This window comes from Burkholderia sp. 9779_493 (assembly GCF_015712215.1).
Lineage (GTDB): Bacteria > Pseudomonadota > Gammaproteobacteria > Burkholderiales > Burkholderiaceae > Burkholderia > Burkholderia cenocepacia.
The window spans coordinates 104240-126971 of the sequence record NZ_JACCQA010000005.1; the positions used below are offsets into that span (position 1 = coordinate 104240).

Here is a 22732-nt window from a genome sequence, read left to right on the forward strand (position 1 = left end):
AGGCCGATATGGGAAAAGTGTGGCGGGATTGAGCCTCCCGGCGCTGGTTCAGCCTCCAATTCGGGTTGGATTGCTGGAATTCTCGAAGCAAGCAGCGAAAGTGCCGAGCTAAATCGACGTGCGGCTCTGTGGACGGCTGTATCGGTTGGCCTGAGCGCCGCTGTGACGGTGATCGGGACGGGCCTACCGCTCATCGTGGGATAGTGACCCGTACGAAGTTCCGGCGGATTAGTCGGTCACGGCCAGCATCCGGTCTATCTCCTCGATGGGGATCATGCCGAACTTGTTCAGCTTGACGCGGTAGAACACCATTCGCTTTTTCACTGTATGGCGGCTGATACCCAGCATTTCCGCAGCTTGGGTATAGGTAACGTGGAGCGGCCGTGGGTGGCGAGTAGCGTAAATCTCTACGGCCTTTGATGCGATCCGAAATGCGTCAATCTCAGAGATTCCCGGTCCTTGCCGGACTATTTCTCGGATCACTTGAGGCTGGTGTCGCGATTCCGGCAATTGATGCGTTCTCACCCTAGGCATAGGTCACTCCTGGTCGGCGTGGAGCGGCCATTCTGCGATGGTTTGCTCCAGTTGTGAAGGAGTACGACTAAAATAGGCGGTGCCGGTTCGGTGCCTGTTTCCGGACTCGAACTGGATCATATGTGCGGTGTAAAGTGGCTGCTCCTCATTCTCGTCAGGGGCAAGCGAAGTGGATCAAGATGCCATCAACTTCTCGTTGTTCGATCCGAAGAAGCTACGAAAGGCCGTGGACGCGCTCCGGGAGCAGCCCCGGCTGACGTACGCAGAATTTCAGAAGTTGGAGCATGAGCAAAAGGTGCTTCACGCACGCTTCGATGAGTTGGCTAAGATGATGCAACCACTTGAGGAATCTTATGTGCGTGCGCGACGCAAGCTTGGGCCGAAGCCTTATGATCCGACAACAGATAAGGCTCTCCAGGACGTCAACCAATCAGGTCTGGAGCGGATGCGGGAACTTCGCTCTCAGCTTGAACAAGGGCATGCCATTTGGACGAAAGTGGTCGCTGCAAGAGAGGCGCGTGCCCATTTGATGCGCGTGATAGGCGAATGCAATAAGCTGACTGACCTGTGGGTAATTTCTCGAAGAATTGAGGACCCGAAGTTCAATCCATTCTCCGGGCAGGGCGGTGATGCACAATAATTCCGGTTTCGAGGATGACCGGAAACCCGGACGGTTAGCCCAGCTTCTTCGCCAAATCTTCGGCGCGGAGATGGGTGTAGCGTTGGAGCATGCTCAACGTTTTATGACCCGTGATGCTAGCGACTTCCATCGGGTTGAGACCTTTCTCGAATAAACGGCTTGTGGCTTCGTGCCGGAGGTCGTGCAGACGGATACCGATAAGCCAGTTCGGGGTAGCAGGGCGGTCAAGGATGCCGCACGTCGATTCATAGAGTTTACGAGCCCTCTGTACGGCGCGGCAGAACGCTCGCGTAAGGGCATCTGCAGTGACGGCGAAGGGAACGGCATGTCCAGTGCCTTTGCGGGCCTGTAGCACGGCTGCGGCGACACTGGAGAGCGGGACGGTGCGCGGCGTATCCGTTTTCGTCACCGGTAGGTGTGCGGTGCGTTGATCGAGGTCGATGTTCTCCCAACGCAGCGACGCCAACTCACCTCGGCGCATCCCGGTCGCTACGGCAAGCTGGATGAAGTCTCGTAGGTCCGGAGATTCCGTGGCGTCGATGATTGCCTGTATCTCGTCCGGGTGCAGTCTGCGGTTACGGCCTTGTGGTTTCCGAGGCTTGACGACCTTGGGTACGCCGCTGGGCAGGACGATGCCCCATTCACGTGTTGCCAATGTCAGTACGCGATTCACGAGATTCAACTCATGAACGACAGTTTGCGGCGACACCTCTTTGAGTCGTGCATCTCGGTAGCCGACGAGATGGGATGCGGTTAGTGCGGTCAGCTTGTACGCGCCAAGTTGCTTCTTGAGCTTCCCCGCGCGCCCTTTGTCGCTGCCGCCGCTGCGTTTGGTCGGGGATATGTCGCGGGTGTACCGGTCGAGTAGATCCGCGAGGGTCGTTCGCTCGGCATCGTCACGGCTCGCGAATAGTCCCCGGTCCATCTCCGATTCGATCATGCGGCCCCATGCGAGGGCTTCGATCTTGGTCGCGAACTTCTTTGACGTGGCAGGGTAGCCCTTTTTGCGAACTTGGCACATCCATCCATTTTCGCGCTTGCTTACGGTCGCCATACGGCCTCCAAGGAGGTCGCCGGTGTGACTGGAGTGTGACTAGATTGGTCTCAGTTGGATAGAAGGCAAGCCCGACAAGGGTTTGCCGCCCAAGAGCAACGGCCTTCTAAGCCGTAGGTCACACGTTCGAATCGTGTAGGGCGGGCCAGGATTCTTCGCTTATTCAGTCACTTAGTCACGCGAGCGACTGCTGTCAAGTTGGCTCCCTTCGCCGTTCGGTGTGAATGGAGTGTGAATGAATTCCACCCGATGACCGCCCGATACTTTGCCGGAGGCCGCGTCATCATCTGTTGAGCGCTTGGGTTAGCAGTGTTCCTCCAACGCCCTGTACTGCGCCCATGACGGCCGCTATCAATTTAGCGAGGATGTCATTGCGCTTTCGCTGCCAGAACGATTTCCGGGCGTCACGTCGGATGCCATAAAACACAGTGTCCCGTCTTGGGTCTGGCCTAAATACGGCTATGCACATCGCAAGGCCGATACCGGTTAGGCAGGCGAAGGGCACCACTTGCCACGATTTGTAGTGGAGCGCTGCTTGCCCAATTCCAAACCAACTTACGGCTCCCGAAATGAACACAACCCATCCTCGATCTCGGAGACCATTCGCAAGCGCGCCACTTGCCGAAGGCCTGATAGCGCACCAGCCGGACAGTCTGGCGTCCAGGTGAGGATGTTTTAGAATTTGGCAGGCTGATACGATCAGCATGGAGCACCCGAATAATTGTAGGGAATGTAAACGAGGGCGTCATGTTTAAGGGCATCAGTGCCATTGTGATTGGGGTGGGCCTTCTTGTCGCTGCTGCAATCAGCGCACAGTCGACTAGAGAATTTCTTCGAACATCGATTGTGGTACCGGGCCTCGTCGTTAAGCTCAATGCTGGCGGATACCATCCCGAGATTCAATTCACCACCAAGACAGGACAGCAGATTTCGTATCCGCAAGGCGGGATTGTCACGAAAGTGGAGCTCGGTCAGCGAGTCGAGGTGCGGTACCAGGCCGACGATCCTGATGGCAGCGCAACGATGAATGTCTTCGCCGCGATCTGGGATTCGACGATTGTTTTTGCCTTCATGGGTGCGGTTGCAATCGTGTGCGGGATTATGAATCTGCCGTCACGAACATAACGAGAAGCAGAAGAGAGAGGGCGTATGTCGTATCTTCGAAAGAGCAAGTGGAAATATGACACTGGCGCGGGCGGTGGGGTGAGCGTTGACATCGTAGTTGCGACGGGGGGGAATATCATTCTCACTGATCCACAGAAACATTCGCAAAGCTTCTACTACGGTGGTGTGGGTATTGGTTACGGCTGGGGCGCCAGGATTCCGAAAATCAAATTGCCGAGGTTCACAATCCCAGAATTGAAATTGCCGAACTTCGGTAGCCATGATGCAAGTGCTGCTGGCTCGACGTATGATTTCCCGAGTCATGGGACCGTTTACATGACCAGTGCATTCAAGGGCAGTGAACTTACGCGGTCGGATTTGCAAGGCGGAACCGTTTATCTCGACGGTTACGGTGGGGTGGTTGTCGCACAGGGAGCGACTGTGATGCTGTTGGGCATCAATCCGGCAATGCTTGCGTTGGGCTTGACAAGCCCGGCCATGTCGATGATTTTGGCGGACGCCGTTGCGAATGCTCCGGCGCTGCTATATATGCACGGTCGAACGGCTGGCTTTCAAGCTGGTGTGGGTGGGGGGATTCTGGCTGGCTATCTCCACTGACCTATACCAGCGGTTGTGTCCCAGGGCGTGGCGCGCATCGCAACAGCTCCTTGCCGCTCTCGGCCGACAACACGACGAGTTGAACGTAGCTGTTTGACTGAGCGTACGGGCCGAAGAATCGGTCCATGACAGCCGAGAACCGATGCAGGCTGACATCTCGTGTCGCCGCCTCGGAGAACGAAAGCAGGATCTCCACACCGCGAACAAATGACGGGAAGTGATTGTCGAGAGACATCCACCTGATCGCTGGTTTGCAGTCGAGAGATGCGATCGCGTCGATGCAGCGTTGGGCAACCACGCTGGAACGCGGAGCATGGAAACGGAGAAACTCCTTCAGCGCGGGTAGTCCGGTCCGCGTCAGGTCGAGCGGATGCGGCGCCAGTGCCGACAGGACGCGCCAAAGTGCACCGCCCCGCGGCAAGGCAGCCGGCAAGGTGGGGCGGGAGAGCAGCATGATCGGGCACGCCAATGCCGAACCCTCGTACAGAAGATCGCTATCGGGGGCCCCGATCGGCAACCGGGACGGCATTGCTCCGTTGGTTGCCAGGACATCGACATCGACCTGAGGGTGTCGCGGATGAGCGGTTTGACCCTTTAAGTCGACCAACGCCAGTTGCGATTCCGCCAGCGCGCCGTCCGGCATGGCCTCCGGATCTCGGTAGGCCAGCCAATAGATGGCGGACGAATCCATGGGCCGCGCGTGACTGAATGCACGATACGGCCACACCTGCGTGCGCGGTGCCGCATGTGAAGCGATGGCGGCCTTGTCTTCGCCCGACTTCGTACGCTCGCCCAGATACACGGCCTCAACCGAGTAGACGCTCAGCGGAATGCCGGTTGCCAACGGGGTCGGCGTGATCGGATAGGTGGCATCGTGACTGGTTAGCTGGATAGGCGTTGCCGCGCGTTCGAACAGGTTGACGACCGGTGTGCAAAACAATCGGAACGTGCTGGTGTTCAGCGTTGCCAGGATCTGAGCGGTGCCGGAATCATGGGCGGTGCCTTGCACGGCGACGTGAAGCGTCAGTCGTCGAGCTGCTTCGGCGCGCGCGGCGCGACGCATTCGACCCAGGTCGATGTCGACGAAATCAAACTTCTCGGGGAAGGCAAAATACTCGATCAGATGCCTGAACGATTGTGCGCTTGTATCGTCTTGGTTCGGCAACAATCGCTCGTCATCGGCAAAGCCGGCCGCCTCAATGGGGGCTTTCGACAAGCGGGTCCAGCGTCCGCTTTCGTCCACCTCCACGTAGGCGGCCGATGCACGAAGCAACAGCGTATCGGAAAGCGCGGCGACGAGCGGCCGCTCTCCGGACAGATGTACCCGCACTGGGGTGGACGGAATGGCGTCATCGAATGCTTGCGACGCGGATTCGCTTGTAAAGGTAATCGAAATGATCCCCGTCACTTCTGTCGGGATGCGCGCCGCTGCTGGCGCGAGCGTCGCTGATGAATAGCGTGCCGAGTAGATACGCAACGGCGATAACGTGACGTCGTAGAGTGTACGGAAGCGGCACGGTGCGGCATTGGCGTCCAGCATCGTGCCGCGCGCTATCGTCAGCGGTTCGGTAAGCTGACCGAACAGAACCGATGGGTCGAACGAGGCAACCGCGCATGACGGGACCGTGCGCAGATACTGCGGATAGGCAATTTCGAGAAGTGCCTCGGTGAATTGCGGGTAATCGTCATCAAGCTTCGCATCGACACGAGCCGCTAGCAGCGCGAACGTCTGTACCATTCGGTCGACGTGCAGGTCTTCGACGTGGCCACCAGACATGCCCAGGCGTGCTGCAATCTTCGGAAAGCGTCGAGCAAAGTCCGCCAGACTGCGTGCAAGCAATCCGACTTCACGTTCGTAATGTGACAGCAGATGGTCCATTCGCTGCAATATTCAATAATCCGCGATAATCGGTCCCTGTTTTCCGGAGCCGACATCTAGTCAAAATGGCGCGCAGGCATATTAAAATGGCCGCGCCGACAAAAAATTGCCCCTCTGCTGAGAGATTCCGAGGCTATATATGCAAATGTCCGAAATTGCGAGCTTCTTCCGGCTCCAGAGCAATCGCCTGTTTACGATTGAAACGCCATTGAAAGGTCGATCGGATCTCGTGCTTGTCGATTTCCATTGTACCGAGGGGTTATCTCAGAATTTCGAGATGCATGTCCGGCTCGCGTCGCAAGACAAGAATATCGAGCTGAAGAAGTTGATCGGCCAACCTGTGACAATCACGTTGCAGTTGACCGATGCGCTCGCCAGCTCGGAAGAGCGTTACTTCCACGGATACGTCGCGGCGTTTTCGCATCTGGATACCGATGGCGGTTTTGCGATGTACAGCGCAACGATCCTGCCGTGGCTCTGGATGCTTTCTCGCCGACAGGACATTCGGATCTTTCAGGAAGAGAATACGGAGGCGATTCTTTCCCGCGTGTTTCGCGAGTACGGCAAGCTGGCATCGTTTGAGTTCCGTCTGTCGAAAGGAACGCAGAATCGCAGCTATTGCACGCAGTACCGTGAGACGGATCTTGCTTTCGTCGAACGGCTGATGCGAGAGGATGGCTTGTTCTATTACTTCGAGCATGCGAAGGATGGGCACAAGCTGATCATCGCCGATAACTCGGTGACCGCGAAGCCGATCGACGGGCGCAGTCCATCGCTGCAATACAATCAGGGCGAGGCGATGGACAATCTCGCCGTCATCACGTCATTTCAAGCACAGCGTCAGCTTGCACCGGACACGGTCGGACTGAAAACGTTCGACTACAAAATTCCTCATGCCCGGCGATTCGTGTCGGGCGGCACGGAAGTCAATCAAGGCGACGTACCGTCCTACGAGATCTACGACTACCTCGGCGAGCATGGTTTCGCTGACAGTGATCGGGGCGAAGAGCTCGCGCGCTTCCGGACGGAAGCGCTGGCTGCACACAGCAAAACGTTCGTCGGGGTGACGACGGGCCGGCGGATGATGCCGTGCCGATACTTCGAGCTGGACGACCACTACGATCACGCCAGTACCAAACAGGAAGACCGGCAATTCCTGTTGCTGACTGTGTCGCACACAGGCACGAACAACTACGAGCCTGGCGAGGGGACTTCTGCGTATTCATGCAGCTTCACCTGCATTCGCAAGAAAATTCCGTACCGTCCGGCATTCGAGGGCGAGCGTCCGACGATCGTCGGGCCGCAGACGGCAATCGTCGTGGGTCCGAAAGGCGAGGAGATTTATACGGATAGTCTCGGCCGGGTGAAGGTGCAGTTCCACTGGGATCGTCTCGGCAAACGTGACCAAGGGAGTTCCTGCTGGGTGCGCGTGAGCCAGCCGTGGGCGGGTAGCGGTTTCGGGATGATTCAGATCCCGCGAATCGGGGATGAGGTGGTCGTGAGTTTCCTTGATGGAAATCCGGACCGTCCCCTCGTGACGTCGCGCGTTTACAACTCGCAGAACATGCCGCCGTGGGCGTTGCCAGCCAACGCGACACAGAGCGGGATTCTGACGCGCTCGACCAAGACCGGTAACGTCAATACGGCCAATGCGATTCGCTTCGAGGACAAGAAGGGCGAGGAAGAGGTGTGGCTACACGCCGAGAAGGATCAGCGCATCGAGGTCGAGCACGATGAATCGCATTGGGTAGGTAACGACCGCACCAAGAACATCGATCACGATGAGACGGTGCACGTCGGCCACGATCGTACGGAAACGGTCGACAACAACGAGACGATTCACGTTGGGGTGGATCGCACCGAGACCGTTGGTAACAACGAGACGCTGACGGTCGGTGGCAACCGGAATGAGACCATCCAAGGGATGGAGAATCTCCTGATTGCGCTGACGTCGACGGAGACGGTGGGGCTTGCAAAAGCACTGACCGTGGGCGGCGGCTATCAGGTGACAGTGGCCGGCGCAGTGAACACATCGGCGGGGCTGGCTAGCGCTGAAGAAGTCGGCCTGTCGAAGACCACGATGGTCGGCAAGACGTACACGATCACGGCTGGCGACCGTATCGAGCTCAAGACCGGTAGCTCGGTGCTCATTATGGAGAGCAACGGACACATCACGCTGCGCGGCACGCAACTGCTAATCGAGGGCTCAGGGCCGGTGCAGATCAACGGCAAGGATGTTGACGTCAATTGACGGGAGCGGCGATGGAGTTCTCCAATCACACGCCTTTTCCTGCATTGGCGTTCGAGTCGTTTGCGCCGGACGGCGCATCGTTCCATACCGTTGTCTTGCGCCAGACTTTCGAGCTGCGAGACGGCGTGTTGATGCTTGCGCAGGAGCAGAGACCGCTCGCGACATCAGATCGTTTCCACGGCGAGCCGAATCAGTCCAGCGTGGCAGAGGAAAGCGATCTCGCGCCGTATAAACCGCTTTGCGATGTACTCATCAACGGGACGGCCTATGCGCCGCAGGGGCGATCGTTGCCGCGATTCGCAGCGGGCATTCGAATTGTGTCGGCACCCATGCGATCCAACAACGACACGGGTGTGCCGACGACGAAAGTCCTGCTAGATCGTAGGTTGTTCGTGACCGGCCCAAGGTACTTTGCTCGACGATCGACGTTTGGTCGAAGCATGAACCGACTCGTGAAGATCGCCTCGCTCGGCATCGTGCGTCCCATCGACTGGTGGTTGACGCCGCCTGAGCCAATCGCAGCGCTGCCTATGCGTTACGAATACGCATGGGGCGGGCAGTGTCGGATCGACGCGCAGGATCCGGCTGCGAAACGTGTGCCGAAGGCATCTCGGCTCGATGACAAGCAGCAGGCTGCGCATCCCGATCAAGATAACGTCCCGGTGGCGCATACGGCCTGCGAAAACAATCCGATCGGTCTGGGATTTGCTGAACGTTGGTTCCTTGATGCGACGAAGCTGCAGCGGGTCGCTGCTCCGCAGATCGAAGCCAGCAGCGAACCCATCTCGATACAAGCGTGGCTCGCAGCTGTGAATGGGCAGGCGCCTCCGTCGCTGCATCCGGCTGGCGTCGGTATCGTCGGGAAGGCGTGGAAATCGAGGCGTGAGCTTGCTGGCACGTACGATGACCAGTGGCTCGCTGAGCGCCATCCGGGCTTGCCGGACGATTTTCAGTTCAGGTACTGGAATGGCGCGCACCCACAGATGCAGGTGCCGCACCTGAAGGGTGACGAGACGATCGTGCTGACGAATCTTGTTCCAGTTGGCACGCCCGGATCGACCGTCGGCGAGCGGGGCAATACGATCCTGCGCATCGCCTTGCCAGGCCATCTACCGATGGGATGGGTCTACACCGACCAGTCGCTCAAGTTCGCGCCGCTGCTGCTCGATACGTTGTCAGTTGATGTGTCGGACGCAGCGAACCCCGTGGTGACGTTGGCGTGGCGCGCAACGCTGATGAAATCAGTGCGTGCGCAGCGCTTCGAGGCAAGGTTTGTCGACCGGGCGGGGCTGGAGCGGCTTGCCGCGACATCGTCGGGTAACGCGGTCGATCCGGCGGAGGTGCGGCATGGCTGAACCACTAACGGTCACCATCACCGGAGATGCGGGTGACGTTTTTCGGGAGCATTTCAACATCCAGAGTGTGGAGCAGGCTCGTGACGCAGTAAAAAATCTCGACTCTTTGTGGAATACGCCGAATCCGTGGAGCGATCGCCCGGACCTGCGCGATATATTCGATGAAGCGGGGAAGTCAGTCCAGAGGCGCTTTGAAACGGGCGTCTATAAGCCGCAGGATCAGGCGCAGCCGTCCGATCACTTCTCCAAGGGCAATCGGATTGCGTCGAGGCAGGACGGCAGCTTCAAGGCCGTGAGTAGCACGCCCGATGTGTGCAAGACTCCGATGGGCAGCTCGACACCACCGGTACCCTATCAGGTCGTGTCGGATCTGAGCGGGTCGTCGGGCGTCGTGCCGAGCGTGCGATTCAACGGCAAGCCGGCGTACGTGCTCGATCAGAGCGTGGTCCCGACATGTACGGGCGACGAAGCGGGCTCAGCCGATGGGGTACGTTCCGGCACGGTGGGAGGCGAGACCAAGCCGACGAAGGGAAGCACGACGGTTCGCGCGGGTGGCCATCCCGTTATTCGTGACGGTGACCCGTGCACGATGAACTCCGGCAACTGTACGGGCACTTACGTAACTGCGCCCGCGCCGGGTAGCTCGGTGGATGCGAGCGGGAACGTCGTGGGGGATGCGAATCCGCCACCCGAGAAGGGCGTCATGCATCAAGTTGGCGGGTTCTTCAAGGGGGCCGGCGGCGCGGTGTGGGACATGGCGAAGGGCTTGGGCGGGCTGGCGGTCGGAGCGGCCAAGCTATCGCCAGTGTCGCAGGCTGCTGAGGGTCTGTCTGATCTGACAGGGTTATACGACTACCACGGGTACTCGCAGACGTTGGACTCAGCCGGAAAGACGGCGCAGGCGATCTACGATCATCCTGGCGCGATCGTCGATGGCATCACCAAGCCGTATATGGAGGCGTGGAGCCAGGGCAACTATGGTGAGGCGCTGGGGCGCGGCGCGGTCGACATCGGCGGATTGTTTGTTGGTGGTGTTGGTGCTGCCGGCAAGGTCGGCGAAGCGGGGAATGTGGCAGGCAAGGTTGGCGAGGCGGTGAATGTTGCCGGAAAGGCAGGCGAGCTTGCTGACGTTGCAAATGTCGCGGGAAAAACGGGAGAGGTTGCGAACGCGGCTGGGAAGACTGGCGAGGTTGCCGAGGCGGCTGGCCAAGCAGGCAAGGCCTCTGACATTGGAGGTGCGGCGGCGAAGGGAGGCGAGACAACCGAGGCGACCGCTGATGCAGCGAAAGCCGCAGGGGAGGCCAACGCAAAACCTGCGGGAGATGGACTGAAAGTCCAAGCCAAGCCTAAGAGGCCGTCTTGGAGGCAGAGTGAGAAGGATGTAGGGAAGAAACTCGGGCAAGGATACAAAGAACAAAGGTCCTTCAAGGACGGGAAAGAGGTTCCCTATGGCACCAAAGGAAGCACACGTCCTGACTGGTATAAAGATGGTTCGAGCGTTGAAGTGAAGAACTACAATATTGAGACGCCCGCAGGCCAGGAACGATTGATCGATAACGTATCGAATCAGGCGATCTATCGTGCGCAACAATTGCCTCCGGATACCGTCCAATCGCTTTTTGTAGATATTCGTGGTCAAGTAGTCAGTCGTGGTGAGCTGCAAAACGTTATTCAGTCAATCTCCACGCGCAGTAACGGTATAATTCAGCCAAGTAACATTACCATATTGAGGTAGCACATGTCAGTTGGCGTACGAGTCGGATCGATAGTTGACGAGGTCGGAGCATCGAGCTTTTTTAACTCGTTCTTTTCCACAATCTGGGGGCTCTTGGAGTCCAACGGTCCGGGAACCAAGTTTCCCGTTATATCGAAAGAGTTTTATGAGGGGCGTGTGCCAGCGGAGCACGTTGGGCAGGCGCTAGAGGAGTTGAAGAAAATTCGTGAAGAGTTGAATAATTTTCCGCCCTCTTCGGTAATATGGGATTATGAAGATCGAACCAAGCAACCTCCTTGGGGGGCGGATATTAGTTCAGATATTACTTCGATGGGTAATTACTTTGTATCTAGTACGGGGCGCGATTTGTTTGATCTGTTGATTGAAGCTTTTGATGATGCGCTGAAGAATAAAGCGGATGTTGTGATTGAAGAGATTTAGTCTATCTCGTTTACGCATCGTGCTTCAACCGTGAGCGCTCATCTCGAATCGTGACATGACAAAAGGCCCAATTTCTGCTGGCCGAAAAGCTGTGGGGCGGCACGCCTTGTCGGTGTTCGACGGCATGCCCAAGGTGCTGGAATATCTGCACGATGACTTGCCCATGGCGGTCGACGTACTCTCAGTCGCGGACTCGCCTGACCCCGATCTCGTGTCTTACAGCACGATAGGTCTCTTTGAGACTGCTCTTGGCGGCGAGACGGAGTTAGGGACTCGTGTTGAGTTGTGTGGTGCAATGCCCGCTGATATTGAGCACTGGCCAAATGTGCTTGCGTTTGCTGCTTTTGCGCTAATGCGATCACGGTGGGCGGTGATGCCAGGGGGCGTGCTGGAAGGGTATGTCGCGGAATGCTACAGCGACACGTTAGTCCCACATCTGTATCTGACAGCACCGTTTCTGTGGAATGACGGGCATTTCAAGCAACTTGACTTGGAGAGCGGAGAGAAAGTCAATTGGTTGCAAGGAATCCCTATTTCTGATGCAGAACTTGAGATCCTCCGCACGCGCGGGGATAGTGAATTTGAAGATTTGCTTGAACAAGCGGATGTAGATGTATTTGACTTGTATCGATCTTCGTTGAAGTAAAGCTACGTTTGCCTGCAAAGCCGTTTGGGCCGGTTCGCGCGTCCAGTCGACGGAGCTCAGCATCTGCGCAGCTACGACTCATCTGTCTGGGCAACCTAACGCCTGCGCTTCGCCGCCGAACATCCGGCGATGTGGGCAGCGGTCGAGTCGATTGCGCCGATGATTGGGTGTACGCCGCAGACGCTGCACGAATGGATCAAGCGTGATCAGGTTGACCAGGGGAGCGCGATGGCGTGACCACTGACGAACGCGAACGGCTGAAGGCCCTGGAGCGCGAGGTCAAGGAACTGCGTCGTGCCAACGAGATTCGCAAGGTTGCGAGCGCGTTTTTTGCCCAGGCGGAACTCGACCGCCGTTTCAAGTCCTGACGGCGTTCGTCGATCAGCATCGCGACACCTTCGGGGGCGAGCCGATCTGCAAGGTCTTGCGGAGCGCCCCGTCGGGCTGCCGATGCCATGCGGCACAGCTTCGCGATCCGTCCAGACGCAGCGCCCGCGCGAAACGCGATGAGATTCTGCAACCCGAGATCAGGCGTGTCTGGCAGGCCAACATGCAGTCTATGGCGTGCCGAAGGTCTGGAAGCAGATGAACCGCGAGGGCATTGTGGTCGCGCGCTGCACGGTCGGTCGGCTGATGAAGCTGCAAGGTCTGCGTGGTGAGGTTCGCGGCAAACGGATTCGCACCACGATCGCCGACAAGAGCGCACCGCGCCCGCTTGACCGGGTCAACCGGCAATTCAACGCGCAGCGGCCGAATCAGCTCTGGGTGTCGGACTTCACGTACGCTTCGACGTGGCAAGGCTGGCTTTACGTCGCGTTCGTGATCGACGTATTCGCCCGCCGTATTGTTGGCTGGCGCGTCAGTTCGTCGATGACCACGGACGGCGCCAGATAGATCGCCTTGTTGCGGACCGCGCCTTCGTCACGAATCTTGACATCCAACGCGTAAAAATAACGAATATTGTCCGCACTACACTGAACCGAGTCCCTGTCTACGGTCAGTATTCACCATGCCCGCCACTGCCCTGCAATTCGCGCTGCTCGCCAAGCAGCAGGAAATCGCGTCGCTGCGCCAGCTGGCCGAGCAGATCGAATTGGTCGACCTGCTCGGCCGCCTGATCCATGCGCTGCAGCGCGAGCGCGGCGCCACCAGCATCTATCTGGCGTCGAGCGGGAAGCGCTTTGTCGCCGAACACGCGGCTTCGCGCGGCGAATCGGCGCCGCTCGTCGCGCAGTTGCGCGAGCGCCTGGATCGGGAGCTGACGCCCGCACGCGGCTCGACGTCGCGCCTGCTGTCGCTGATCGCCTGGGTGCTGCTCGACCTGGAATCGCTGGATGTGCTGCGCGAACAGATCGACCATCTTGCGCTGTCGGCGCCGGATTCGGTCCAGGCTTTCAGTACCGTGATCGGCGGCCTGGTAGAGCTGATTTTCCAGTTTGCCGATAGCGGGGCGGATCCGTCGGTGTCGCGCATGCTGATTGCCCTCGTCCATGTCGTCGAGGGCAAGGAAGAAGCGGGACAGGAACGCGCCGTCGGTGCGCACATGTTTGCGGCGGGCTCGTTTTCGGCGGACCAGCAGCAGCGCCTGCTGTATCTGATAGCCGCGCAGGAGCGCAGTCTCGAAGTCTTCGCGAGCTTCGCAAGCACGGCGCAAAACGCATGGTGGGAAACCCGCCTGACGGAGCCGCACATGGCGGCGCTCGAGAAGCTGCGCCGCGTACTGTGCACGGTGCACGCCGGCGATGCGCTCGATGCCGGCCTGAGCGAAGCATGGTTCGACGCCGCGAGCGCCCGCATCGATGATCTCTGGCACCTTCAGATTGCACTGACGCTGCAGGTGCAGGAAACGTGCGACGCGCGAATCGACGACGCGCACCGAACGCTGCGCGACTCCGAGCGCCTGATGGCGCAGTTGCGAAACAATCCGCCCCCGCATATCCAGGCGCTCGCCCAGTTCTTTGCCGGCGATCCGTTGTCGGCGCGCGCGGCGGTTCACGAGCTGCCGGGACGTCTCTCCGGCTCCGACCCGGGGACGCTCGCCAGCCTGAAATCCCTGCTGGAGGCGCAATCGGCGCGACTGGCCGGCGCGGAGGTCGAGCTCGACGCGGCACGTCGAGCGCTCTACGAGCGAAAGCTCGTGCAGTGCGCGAAAAATACGCTGATGACGCGCTTCAGCCTGCGGGAGGACGAAGCGTATCGGATGCTGCAGAAGGCGTCGATGGACGGCAATCGGCCGCTTGCCGATATCGCGGAAGACGCGCTGACGTCGCCCGAGCGATTCGTCGACGAGCACGCGCAGACTTCCGTGCGACGTCGTATGCAGCGAAGCGCGCCGGAGACACCGCACGACGACGGCACGACCTGACCGGAACGCACCGCACCGCGCTTCACGCACCACGGCGGCGCCCGAAGCGCGTGCACGAAGTGCAGTTCGCACCGCGCGAGTGCGATTCGCTGCGTTCGGCTGCGGCCTTTCCCTCCGGCATCTCGCGTCCGGCCGGCTTGCATCGCGATATCCCCGCCACTGGTATGAAAGTTGCAAACATCTCGCTCGTCGGGCTAATGGCGGCCTGACGATCACGCCATGTCGAACCGTGGCGGCCGATCACGTGGATAACAGCGTCCGCGCCAGGCACTCGCATGTCGAGCGAGTGCCTGGCGCGTTTTTTTTTGCCCGTCCAACTTTGCGAGCGCATACCATGGCCTACCTCACACCCAACGAATTCGTCACCAGGATGGTCGATGCCGGTGAATCGAAGCTGTCGATGTCGACCCGCGATACGCTGATTCGCGCGTACATGGCGGGCGCGATCCTCGCGCTCGCAGCCGCCTTCGCGGTCAGCATCACCATCAACACCGGCAACGCGCTGGCCGGTTCGCTGCTGTTTCCGGTGGGATTCTGCATGCTGTACCTGCTGGGCTTCGACCTGCTCACCGGCGTCTTCACGCTCGCGCCGCTCGCGGTGATCGATCGCCGGCCCGGCGCGACCTGGGGTGGCGTGTTCCGCAACTGGACGCTCGTGTTCTTCGGCAATTTCGCGGGCGCGCTGACGGTCGCGCTGTTCATGGCGATCATCTTCACATTCGGCTTCTCGGAAGCGCCGAACGCAATCGGACAGAAGATCGGCGGCATCGGCGAAGCACGCACGCTGGGTTATGCGGCGCACGGCGCCGCCGGTATGCTCACGCTGTTCGTGCGCGGCGTGATGTGCAACTGGATGGTGTCGACCGGCGTGGTCGCCCCGATGATGTCGACGTCCGTACCCGGCAAGGTGATCGCGATGTGGATGCCGATCCTCGTGTTCTTCTACATGGGCTTCGAGCACTCGGTCGTGAACATGTTCCTGTTCCCGTCCGGCCTGATGCTCGGCGCCCACTTCACGATCGTCGACTATCTGCTGTGGAACGAGATCCCGACGGTACTCGGCAACCTGGTCGGCGGGCTGGTGTTCGTCGGCGCGGCGCTGTACAGCACGCACTACAAGACCGCACCGAAACGCGCGCCCGTTTCGCCGGTGGGTGTCGTCGCGCGCAAGGCCTGATCGCGCTGCGCAAGCCGCAACCGAACGCCGGCGACGCGCGGAAACGCACCGGGGGCGGGCGAGCTTCACGTCGGCGGATGCGCCGGGGTTGATCTACGACGCGATCACGGTCACGCCGACGAGTGTTGCCGCGCGCCGGACAATCGCCCTGCAGCGTGAGCGGCCGGCGCGCCGCGAGTGGTTCGGCGAGCGACTCGTGGAGGCGCCAGCTAGACGCGTCACCTGGTCGCGCGTGGTGTCGACATCACCCGGCGAAGTGACAACGTAACTTCGCAAACGGTGACGACTTTCTTTGGGGCTATGCAGCGGGCGGCTGTCGAGACACTCACAAAAATGCGCTCAACGTTACAACCCGCGTAGGGATGTGCCGAGCGTGCCATTTCGTGGTTGATGCCCAAGGCGGAACGTCTCTGCTCCATGGCCGGGAACCGCCTGACTTTTCCGATTCTTGCCACGATGCGACCCGCCCTGTGGCGCCGTAACCGTTGAGCATGGATCAAACCTTGCCTTGACGAGTGCGGCGTCCGCCCCGTTTTCGGGAGCAGGTGCAAGTTTTGCTCCAGTGGCTGGCCGTTATCCACCTTTAGACAGAGGCCAGCCATGGCGAACACGAACGAGACGCAGCGCCACAAGCATGACCGCGATGAAGCTGACACTCCGTCAGCGACCGGCGCTATCGCGCTACTTGAGTCTGACCATCGTGCGGTCGAAAAGCTGTTCACGATCTTTGAAAAAACCGCCGACGAGGACCTCGATGCCAAGCACGCGCTCGTTAGGCGCGCCTGCGAAAAATTGACCGTCCACGCGATGATTGAGGAACAGATTCTTTACCCCGCTGCGCACGATGCGCTGTCCGGCGGCCCCCAAAAGGATGTCGACAAAGCCTACGTCGAGCACTTTCTCGTGAAGACGCTCATCGAGAAATTCGAAACCCTCAAGCCTGGTATGGAAGGGTTTGATGCCACTTTCGCGGTGCTGATGGAAAACGTCCGGCATCACATCAAGGAAGAGGAGACGGAGCTCTTTCCCGAACTGCGCTCATCGGGACTCGACCTTGTCGGACTTGGACTCAAGCTCGCCGAACGAAAGGCGCAGCTGGAGGCCCGACTACCGAAAGACGCGGGCGACCGGACTTGGCCGATGACCCGGATATTTCAGTAGTTGCCAGCGAAAAGGACCCGTGCCGTGTCGCGCGGGCACGGGCAATGTCTGAAGCGTACGCGGTGCGGGATGTCGCTGCAGATAGGCTGAACCCGCAGCGAGGATTCCTGCGTTCGGTGCCAGTCGACGGACCCTGAAGCCGCTGCCGGTTTCGATGCCAACTCGCAAGGCGAGGTCGATCCATCTCGATCAGTGTGACGCCGTGCGTTCTTCTAACCCGTGGGTTACACGTTCGAATCGTGTAGGGCGGGCCAGTTTGTGATCTTCGCGGCTTCGCGCCGGATTGCGCAAACGAATCACTCCACCGTCACCGATTTCGCCAGATTCCTCGGCTTGTCGATATCCGCGCCGCGCAAGCACGCCGCGTGATACGCGAGCAACTGCAACGGCACGACGTGCAGAATCGGCGACAGCAGCCCGTAATAATCCGGCATCCGCAATACCGACACGCCTTCGCCGTTGTCGATCCGCGTATCGGCATCCGCGAACACGTAAAGCTGCCCGCCGCGCGCCCGCACTTCCTGCATGTTCGACTTGAGCTTTTCGAGCAGCGCATCGTTCGGCGCGATCGTGGCAACCGGCATCGTATGCGTGACGAGCGCGAGCGGCCCGTGTTTCAACTCGCCCGCCGGATACGCTTCCGCGTGGATATATGAAATCTCCTTCAGCTTCAGCGCGCCTTCGAGCGCGATCGGGTAGTGCAGCCCGCGCCCGAGAAAGAGCGCGTTTTCGTGCTGCGAGAATTCCGCCGCCCAGCGCTCGATCTGCGGCTCCAGCCCGAGCACGTCCTCGAGCGCGCCAGGCAGGCGCCGCAATTGCGTCGTATAACGCGCGAGCTGCGCGTCGTCGACGTAGCCGCGCAGCCGTCCGAGCGTGACGGCGAGAATGAACAGCGCGACGAGCTGCGTCGTGAACGCCTTGGTCGACGCGACGCCGATTTCAGGGCCGGCGCGCGTCAGGAAGCGCAGGCCGGTCTGGCGCATCATCGCGCTGGTCGGCACGTTGCAGATCGCCAGCGTGTCGATGTGACCGAGCGCCTGCGCGTACTTGAGCGCGGCGAGCGTGTCGGCGGTCTCGCCGGATTGCGACACGCTGACCACCAGCGTATTCGGCATCGCGAGCGCGTCGCTGTAACGGTATTCGCTCGCAATCTCGACCTGCGCGGGGATGCGCGCGATCGTCTCGAGCCAGCGGCGTGCAGTCAGGCCCGAGTAATGGCTCGTGCCGCACGCGAGGATCAGCACGTTGTCGATCTGCTCGAACGCGCGCGCGGCGTCCGGGCCGAATACGGCCGGGTCGAACAGCCCGGCATCGGGAATGGTCGCGGCCACGGCCTGTGGCTGCTCGAAGATTTCCTTCTGCATGAAATGCCGGTATGGCCCGAGTTCGACCACGCCCTGCGCGGACGAGACGGTCTGTATCGCGCGTTCGATCGGTGCGCCGCTGCGATCGAGCACCCGCACGCCGCCCGGCGTCAGCTCGACGATGTCGCCTTCCTCGAGAAAGATGAAGCGGTCGGTGATGCCGGCGAGCGCGAGCGCATCCGACGCGAGATAGCATTCGCCGTCCTTCACGCCGACGACGAGCGGCGAGCCGGCGCGTGCGCCGATCAGCCGTTGCGGCTCGTGCTTGCTGAACACCGCGATCGCATACGCGCCGTGCAGCTGCGAGGTCGCGTCGCGTACGGCGGCGAGCAGGTCGCCGCGATACTTGCTGTGGATCAGGTGCGCGACCACCTCGGTGTCGGTCTGGCCGTCGAACTCGTAGTGTTCGTCGGCTAGTTGCTTGCGCAACGTTTCGTGATTCTCGATGATGCCGTTGTGCACCAGCGCGATCTCGTCGCGCGAAAAGATCGGATGCGCGTTGCAGGTTGCCGGCGCGCCGTGGGTTGCCCAGCGCGTGTGCGCGATGCCGGTGCTGCCGGTCAGGCCGGCGCTGCGCACGTGCGCGTCGAGATCGGCGACGCGCGACATGCTGCGCTCGCGGCGTGCCTGGCCGTTGACGACCGTCGCCACTCCGCATGAATCGTAGCCGCGATATTCAAGGCGGCGCAAACCTTCGATCAGAATCGGGACGATATCCCGTTGCGCGACCGCGCCGACGATGCCACACATGACACGTCTCCTTCCCTGTAGATTGCCCCGGACCGTGCGCACGCGTGGATCAGCGTGACGCGGTCTCCGTTGTCGCCGCCGTCGTGAAGCCGCATTGAGCGGGCGCGACCGGGTCGGCCATCCGGCTTTCGAATGCCAGGTAAAGCGCCTCCTCCAGTACGTTCCAGTGTGCGCCGTGCCGGTACGGGCCCGATCGCGCATGCCAGCACGCGACCGTGTTCCAGTCGTTCATCTTGAATGCGACGAGTGCGATCAAGCCCCACGGATAGTCGGAGCCGGCGAGTTGCAGCCAGGTCTTGCCGTACTTCTGCATCCACTGCGCGTAGATCGTCTCGTTCGATTGTTGGGGAACCTGAATGCCGGACAGGAGCGGAAAGACCTGCGCGACTTTCGCCGGATAGAACGTCGTGTCGCTGATGCGCTGCGTGCTCGCGCGAAAGCCGGACTGTGTGCCGCGCCAGAACACCTTCAGGATCGCGGACGCGAGCCGGTCGGCGCGCTGAGTCCACGGGCCGGCGCGGGCAGCGTCGGCATGCCGGACGTAATACGCGGCGAGCGCCTGGAACGCGCTGTGCACCTCGACGTTGTCCATCAGCAGCGCGACGTGCAGCGTCGACGAGATCTGATAGACGCCTGCGGGCTTGCTGAGCAGCGCGTCCAGATGCGCGGCCGCGCGATCGAGGCTGAGTTCCCATGCGGCGGGCAGGCCCTCGGGCGGCGCGAAGCGGGCGAGCAGTTCGATCCAGGTCGCCATCATCGCATCGTCGGCGTCGGCTTCGGCGCATGAGCTGTACTGGCCGCTCTTCACGCAGTAGCGATCGAAACCGCCGTCCGGACGCTGGCGCGGCAGCAGCCACGCGATCCATGCGAGCGCGGCCCGATGTGCGTCGAGCCCGGCATCCTCGGCGCCGAGCAGTGCCTTCGCCGCGAAATAAGGATCGATGCCGGCGCCGTTCAGGCGCACGGTGATCGCCCCGTCGGGGCGTTGATAGAGTCCGTTGAGCTGAAGTTCCGCGGCGCTCGCCTGCAGCGCGATGCCGCACGCGGCGACACAGCAGGCGACGCGCCACAGGCGGCATAGCCGGGCGGTGGCCGCCACGCGTGCGCGTGCGGCCGGGAAAAGCGCGGGCCGGTTCATGATGGGGGGCTCCTGCGCGATGGTCCTGCGCAAATCCCGCCGGGCGCGGCGTTGGCCGCGTCGCGCGCCGACGGGGGTGTCGATGTCGTAACTCAGTGCACCTTGGCGCTGGTGAACTTGAGACTGGTGCCGCTGTTCGCGGTCACGAGCCAGTACGTCGAGTCGGTGATGACGACGCTGCCGAAGCCTTGCGTGATGATCGGCAGTGCGAATCCCTTCTTCGGCAGCAGCCACGTCATGTTCGCGAGGCTGGTCGGATGGCTGGCGGCGAACGCCCAGCCGCTGCCCGTGTCGGTGGCCGACCATGTGACGTTCAGGCGTGCACGATCGAAGGTCGTGATGTCGGTCATCGTGTACCACTTGAACTGACCCGTCAGTTTCAGCGTATTGGCTTGCGAGAAGATCGCGGACAGCGTCGACGTGTAGGACGATGCGCCGAGCGGGTGCGCATAGATCAGCCGGCTCGTGCGGTTCGCGACGACGAAGTTCATCAGCGACGCGTACCAGTTGTTCACGTCGGCAGTCGGCACCGCGTATTGCTGGAACTCCTCGAACGTCGCGTACTTGCCGAACGGCATCACGGGGTAAGCCCACAGGCCCGGGTTCAGCAACGCGCCGTTGCGGTAGGCGCGGGTCGGTGCCGAGCCGGTGTGGCCGGTGAAGTAGTAGCCATTGAAGCCATTGCTTTCGAGCCAGTTGACCGACCAGGTCGGGGTATTGCCTTCCGGTGCCGCGTACTCGACGTCCGGCTGACCGGTCGCGGCCTGGACGGCCTGGTGGTTCATCACGAGGTACTGCGTGAACGTACTTGCGTTCGTTTCGCTCGCATTCGCCCCCCAGTAATCGTGAATCCAGCCGCCGTGGCTGCCGACGCGATGGCCCTTGGTCACGAAATACCTGAGGAGATTCTGCGCGGTCGGGTTGTTCGCGAGGTTGATGCCGTTGCCGTCGCCGAAGGCCGCTTCATCGGGGCCCGCAGTGATCACGAGCGAGAACGGCCCGTTGTTCCACACGCCGAGGCTCTTCAATTGCAGTGCCGGCTGGATCTGGTCGCCCGCGCAGAAGTGCCAGTTGAACACGAGGCCGGCCATCGCCTTCGGCAGCGGCGACAGCGACGGCAGGTTCAGCATCTGCGTGCCGAAATAATGCAGGTAGCCGTGAATCAGCATGCCGTCGGTCTGGCCGTCGAGGTAGGCGAGCGGCAGGTTGACGAACAGCACGCCGCCGTTGCCGTACGTGTTGTAGCCGGACACGAGGCCGAAGGTCGGCGAGGTCAGGATCGTCGTGCCGGTGTACGTGCCCTGCGTGACGAAACTCGGATAGGTGAGGAAGCCGTACACGTAGCCGGAGATGCCTTCGAGCGTGTCGGTGGTGGTGGCCAGCGTCGACGCGAGCGTGTTGGCCGTCTTGCCGGTCGACGTGCTCAGGAGCGAGTTGGCGGTATACGTCGTGGTCTTCTTCAGCTTGCCGGTCACGGTGCCGGTCAGCTTCGGCGGCGTCTGGCTCAGCACGCCGCTGCCCGTAGGCGGCGTCGCGTACTGGAACCAGGCCCCGTGGTTGTAATTGGCGAGGCCGCCCGGATTCGACGGGCTGGCGGCCAGAAACAGCGTGCTGCCCGACGTCGAACTCGTCGACGTGCCGGCGGTGCTGGGCGATGCGAGCGCCGTCGCGGTCGTGGTGGTCGACGACGTCGTGGTCCACGCCATCGACTTGCCGGGCGGCACCTGGAGCGTGCGCAGCCAGCTGCTCATGCCGGTCACGTTGCCGAGGCCGATCATGTTGCCGCCGTATTGGTCATACAGCACGTAGTCCACACCGGCCATGCTGCTGAAGCGCGATTTCGGGCTGACGTAGAAGCCGGCCGAATTCAGCACGCCGAAATCGTAGACGAGCATCACCTTGCCGCCGTTCAGTGCGTAGTTCTGAATCGCGGTCACGAGCGTGTCGTCGGCCGTCGTATGCACCTGATCGGGCAGGATCAGGCCCGGATACTGCGACAGCGACGCGCCGGCCGCCATGAACTGGCTGTCGGTCATCACCTTGATCTGCAGCCCTTCCTCCTGCGCGCTGTCGAGCCAGGCGGACACGCGCGAATCGGGCAGTGTCAGCGTATCGGGCACCAACAGGAGAAGCTGGTTGGTGGCCGCCCGAACGCCGCCCGGACCGAATGCGAACGCGAGCGCGAACAGCGCGAACAGGATCCGCAAGAACTTGCCTGACTTTGCCAACATGGTGTGCTCCTCGCTCAAGGAATGGGGCGTGCGGCAGCCGTGATGCGCGTGCCGCCAGGTCGACCAATCCAGCCCCGTAGACGTGTGCGGCTGTCCGGTTCGTCGGGTATCGAGCGGTGCGTGCCGACAGCGGCCGGAACGCGCGAATGCGCCGGTGTGCCATGCTGTCTTCGCCGATGAGAGGACTCGATGCGACGCATTGGAAGAAGCGAACAACGTGCCATTGGCGCAGGAGGCCCGGTACTGCTGGCTTCTTGCGATGCGGGCCGGGCGGTGCGTCCGGAAACACGGCGGAATCGTTTCATCGCTG

16 protein-coding genes, 2 pseudogenes and 1 other annotated feature are annotated in these 22732 nt (G+C 61.0%); of the genes and pseudogenes, 13 read left to right on the plus strand and 5 right to left on the minus strand.

Translation table 11 applies throughout. The annotated features are described in order from the left end of the window. Positions 1–703 precede the first annotated feature (703 nt). Entirely contained in the window at positions 704–1174 is a 471-nt protein-coding gene (locus H0X95_RS06675; RefSeq protein ID WP_196445969.1) for a hypothetical protein, read from the plus strand. A 34-nt stretch (positions 1175–1208) separates the two neighbouring features. Here H0X95_RS06675 and H0X95_RS06680 read toward each other — a convergent pair whose 3' ends face one another. Next, positions 1209–2228, minus strand: a complete 1020-nt coding sequence (locus H0X95_RS06680; RefSeq protein WP_196445970.1) for a site-specific integrase — start codon at positions 2226–2228, stop codon at positions 1209–1211. Positions 2229–2975: 747 nt separating this feature from the next. On the opposite strand from H0X95_RS06680, the gene H0X95_RS06685 reads away from it, so the two are divergent. Together H0X95_RS06685 and H0X95_RS06690 are read left to right on the plus strand one after the other, a co-directional pair. Next, complete coding sequence (locus H0X95_RS06685) at positions 2976–3353, plus strand: DUF3592 domain-containing protein (RefSeq protein WP_012492498.1); 378 nt, start codon at positions 2976–2978, stop codon at positions 3351–3353. Positions 3354–3377: 24 nt separating this feature from the next. Then, the gene (locus H0X95_RS06690) at positions 3378–3950 is read left to right on the plus strand and encodes a hypothetical protein (protein ID WP_043205777.1); all 573 of its coding nucleotides are present in this window, start codon (positions 3378–3380) and stop codon (positions 3948–3950) included. Between the two features lies 1 nt (position 3951). Here the strand turns inward: H0X95_RS06690 and tssF are convergent, their stop codons facing one another. Next, entirely contained in the window at positions 3952–5829 is a 1878-nt protein-coding gene (gene tssF / locus H0X95_RS06695; protein WP_062884624.1) for a type VI secretion system baseplate subunit TssF, read from the minus strand. 139 nt (positions 5830–5968) lie between these two features. Here tssF and H0X95_RS06700 point away from each other — a divergent pair, with 139 nt between their 5' ends. The 10 genes and pseudogenes from H0X95_RS06700 to H0X95_RS06740 all read left to right on the plus strand — a co-directional run bounded on the left by H0X95_RS06700 (position 5969) and on the right by H0X95_RS06740 (position 16939). Continuing rightward, entirely contained in the window at positions 5969–8080 is a 2112-nt protein-coding gene (locus H0X95_RS06700) for a type VI secretion system Vgr family protein (protein WP_196433215.1), read from the plus strand. Positions 8081–8091: 11 nt separating this feature from the next. Further along, positions 8092–9435, plus strand: a complete 1344-nt coding sequence (locus tag H0X95_RS06705; RefSeq protein ID WP_060263189.1) for a DUF2169 family type VI secretion system accessory protein — start codon at positions 8092–8094, stop codon at positions 9433–9435. Then, positions 9428–11170 carry a DUF4150 domain-containing protein gene (locus tag H0X95_RS36160; RefSeq protein WP_080331214.1) on the plus strand — a complete coding sequence of 581 codons (1743 nt, stop codon included), beginning with the start codon at positions 9428–9430 and terminating at the stop codon, positions 11168–11170. Before H0X95_RS06705 ends, H0X95_RS36160 begins: the two co-directional genes overlap by 8 nt. Positions 11171–11173: 3 nt before the next feature. Further along, positions 11174–11590: an Imm70 family immunity protein gene (locus H0X95_RS06715; protein WP_077056230.1), complete on the plus strand. Its 417-nt coding sequence runs from the start codon at positions 11174–11176 to the stop codon at positions 11588–11590. A 55-nt stretch (positions 11591–11645) separates the two neighbouring features. Beyond that, positions 11646–12236 (plus strand): suppressor of fused domain protein, encoded by a 591-nt coding sequence (locus tag H0X95_RS06720; RefSeq protein WP_230878158.1) that lies wholly within the window; start codon positions 11646–11648, stop codon positions 12234–12236. Positions 12237–12353: 117 nt separating this feature from the next. Continuing rightward, positions 12354–13118 (plus strand): annotated as a pseudogene (locus H0X95_RS06725) (IS3 family transposase); the annotation flags it as partial. Continuing rightward, positions 12559–12675: a sequence feature (AL1L pseudoknot), on the plus strand. (Overlaps the previous pseudogene by 117 nt.) 127 nt (positions 13119–13245) lie before the next feature. Continuing rightward, complete coding sequence (locus H0X95_RS06730) at positions 13246–14601, plus strand: nitrate regulatory protein (RefSeq protein WP_084750149.1); 1356 nt, start codon at positions 13246–13248, stop codon at positions 14599–14601. Positions 14602–14935: 334 nt separating this feature from the next. After that, a complete protein-coding gene (locus tag H0X95_RS06735) occupies positions 14936–15778 on the plus strand; it encodes a formate/nitrite transporter family protein (protein ID WP_196445971.1) in 843 nt (280 codons plus the stop codon). Positions 15779–15795: 17 nt separating this feature from the next. Next, positions 15796–15917 (plus strand): annotated as a pseudogene (locus tag H0X95_RS36260) (ABC transporter substrate-binding protein); the annotation flags it as partial. 461 nt (positions 15918–16378) lie between these two features. After that, positions 16379–16939, plus strand: coding sequence for a hemerythrin domain-containing protein (locus H0X95_RS06740; RefSeq protein ID WP_006492112.1), 561 nt, complete (start codon positions 16379–16381; stop codon positions 16937–16939). Positions 16940–17235: 296 nt separating this feature from the next. Here H0X95_RS06740 and glmS read toward each other — a convergent pair whose 3' ends face one another. The 3 genes from glmS to H0X95_RS06755 form a co-directional block, all read right to left on the minus strand. Next, positions 17236–19053 (minus strand): glutamine--fructose-6-phosphate transaminase (isomerizing), encoded by a 1818-nt coding sequence (glmS, locus tag H0X95_RS06745; protein ID WP_006490513.1) that lies wholly within the window; start codon positions 19051–19053, stop codon positions 17236–17238. A gap of 49 nt (positions 19054–19102) precedes the next feature. Further along, positions 19103–20191, minus strand: a complete 1089-nt coding sequence (locus H0X95_RS06750; protein WP_196445972.1) for a hypothetical protein — start codon at positions 20189–20191, stop codon at positions 19103–19105. A 92-nt stretch (positions 20192–20283) separates the two neighbouring features. Further along, on the minus strand, positions 20284–22422 hold the full coding sequence (locus tag H0X95_RS06755) for a polysaccharide deacetylase family protein (protein WP_059721271.1): 2139 nt from the start codon (positions 22420–22422) through the stop codon (positions 20284–20286). Positions 22423–22732: the final 310 nt, after the last annotated feature.

What these genes read in the sequence shown, in the direction of transcription:
- H0X95_RS06680 (WP_196445970.1), bottom strand. Translation starts at nt 2,228, where the DNA reads ATGGCGACCGTAAGCAAGCGCGAAAATGGATGGATGTGCCAAGTTCGC.
- H0X95_RS06685 (WP_012492498.1), top strand. Translation starts at nt 2,976, where the DNA reads ATGTTTAAGGGCATCAGTGCCATTGTGATTGGGGTGGGCCTTCTTGTC.
- H0X95_RS06690 (WP_043205777.1), top strand. Translation starts at nt 3,378, where the DNA reads ATGTCGTATCTTCGAAAGAGCAAGTGGAAATATGACACTGGCGCGGGC.
- tssF (WP_062884624.1), bottom strand. Translation starts at nt 5,829, where the DNA reads ATGGACCATCTGCTGTCACATTACGAACGTGAAGTCGGATTGCTTGCA.
- H0X95_RS06700 (WP_196433215.1), top strand. Translation starts at nt 5,969, where the DNA reads ATGCAAATGTCCGAAATTGCGAGCTTCTTCCGGCTCCAGAGCAATCGC.
- H0X95_RS06705 (WP_060263189.1), top strand. Translation starts at nt 8,092, where the DNA reads ATGGAGTTCTCCAATCACACGCCTTTTCCTGCATTGGCGTTCGAGTCG.
- H0X95_RS36160 (WP_080331214.1), top strand. Translation starts at nt 9,428, where the DNA reads ATGGCTGAACCACTAACGGTCACCATCACCGGAGATGCGGGTGACGTT.
- H0X95_RS06715 (WP_077056230.1), top strand. Translation starts at nt 11,174, where the DNA reads ATGTCAGTTGGCGTACGAGTCGGATCGATAGTTGACGAGGTCGGAGCA.
- H0X95_RS06720 (WP_230878158.1), top strand. Translation starts at nt 11,646, where the DNA reads ATGACAAAAGGCCCAATTTCTGCTGGCCGAAAAGCTGTGGGGCGGCAC.
- H0X95_RS06730 (WP_084750149.1), top strand. Translation starts at nt 13,246, where the DNA reads ATGCCCGCCACTGCCCTGCAATTCGCGCTGCTCGCCAAGCAGCAGGAA.
- H0X95_RS06735 (WP_196445971.1), top strand. Translation starts at nt 14,936, where the DNA reads ATGGCCTACCTCACACCCAACGAATTCGTCACCAGGATGGTCGATGCC.
- H0X95_RS06740 (WP_006492112.1), top strand. Translation starts at nt 16,379, where the DNA reads ATGGCGAACACGAACGAGACGCAGCGCCACAAGCATGACCGCGATGAA.
- glmS (WP_006490513.1), bottom strand. Translation starts at nt 19,053, where the DNA reads ATGTGTGGCATCGTCGGCGCGGTCGCGCAACGGGATATCGTCCCGATT.
- H0X95_RS06750 (WP_196445972.1), bottom strand. Translation starts at nt 20,191, where the DNA reads ATGAACCGGCCCGCGCTTTTCCCGGCCGCACGCGCACGCGTGGCGGCC.
- H0X95_RS06755 (WP_059721271.1), bottom strand. Translation starts at nt 22,422, where the DNA reads ATGTTGGCAAAGTCAGGCAAGTTCTTGCGGATCCTGTTCGCGCTGTTC.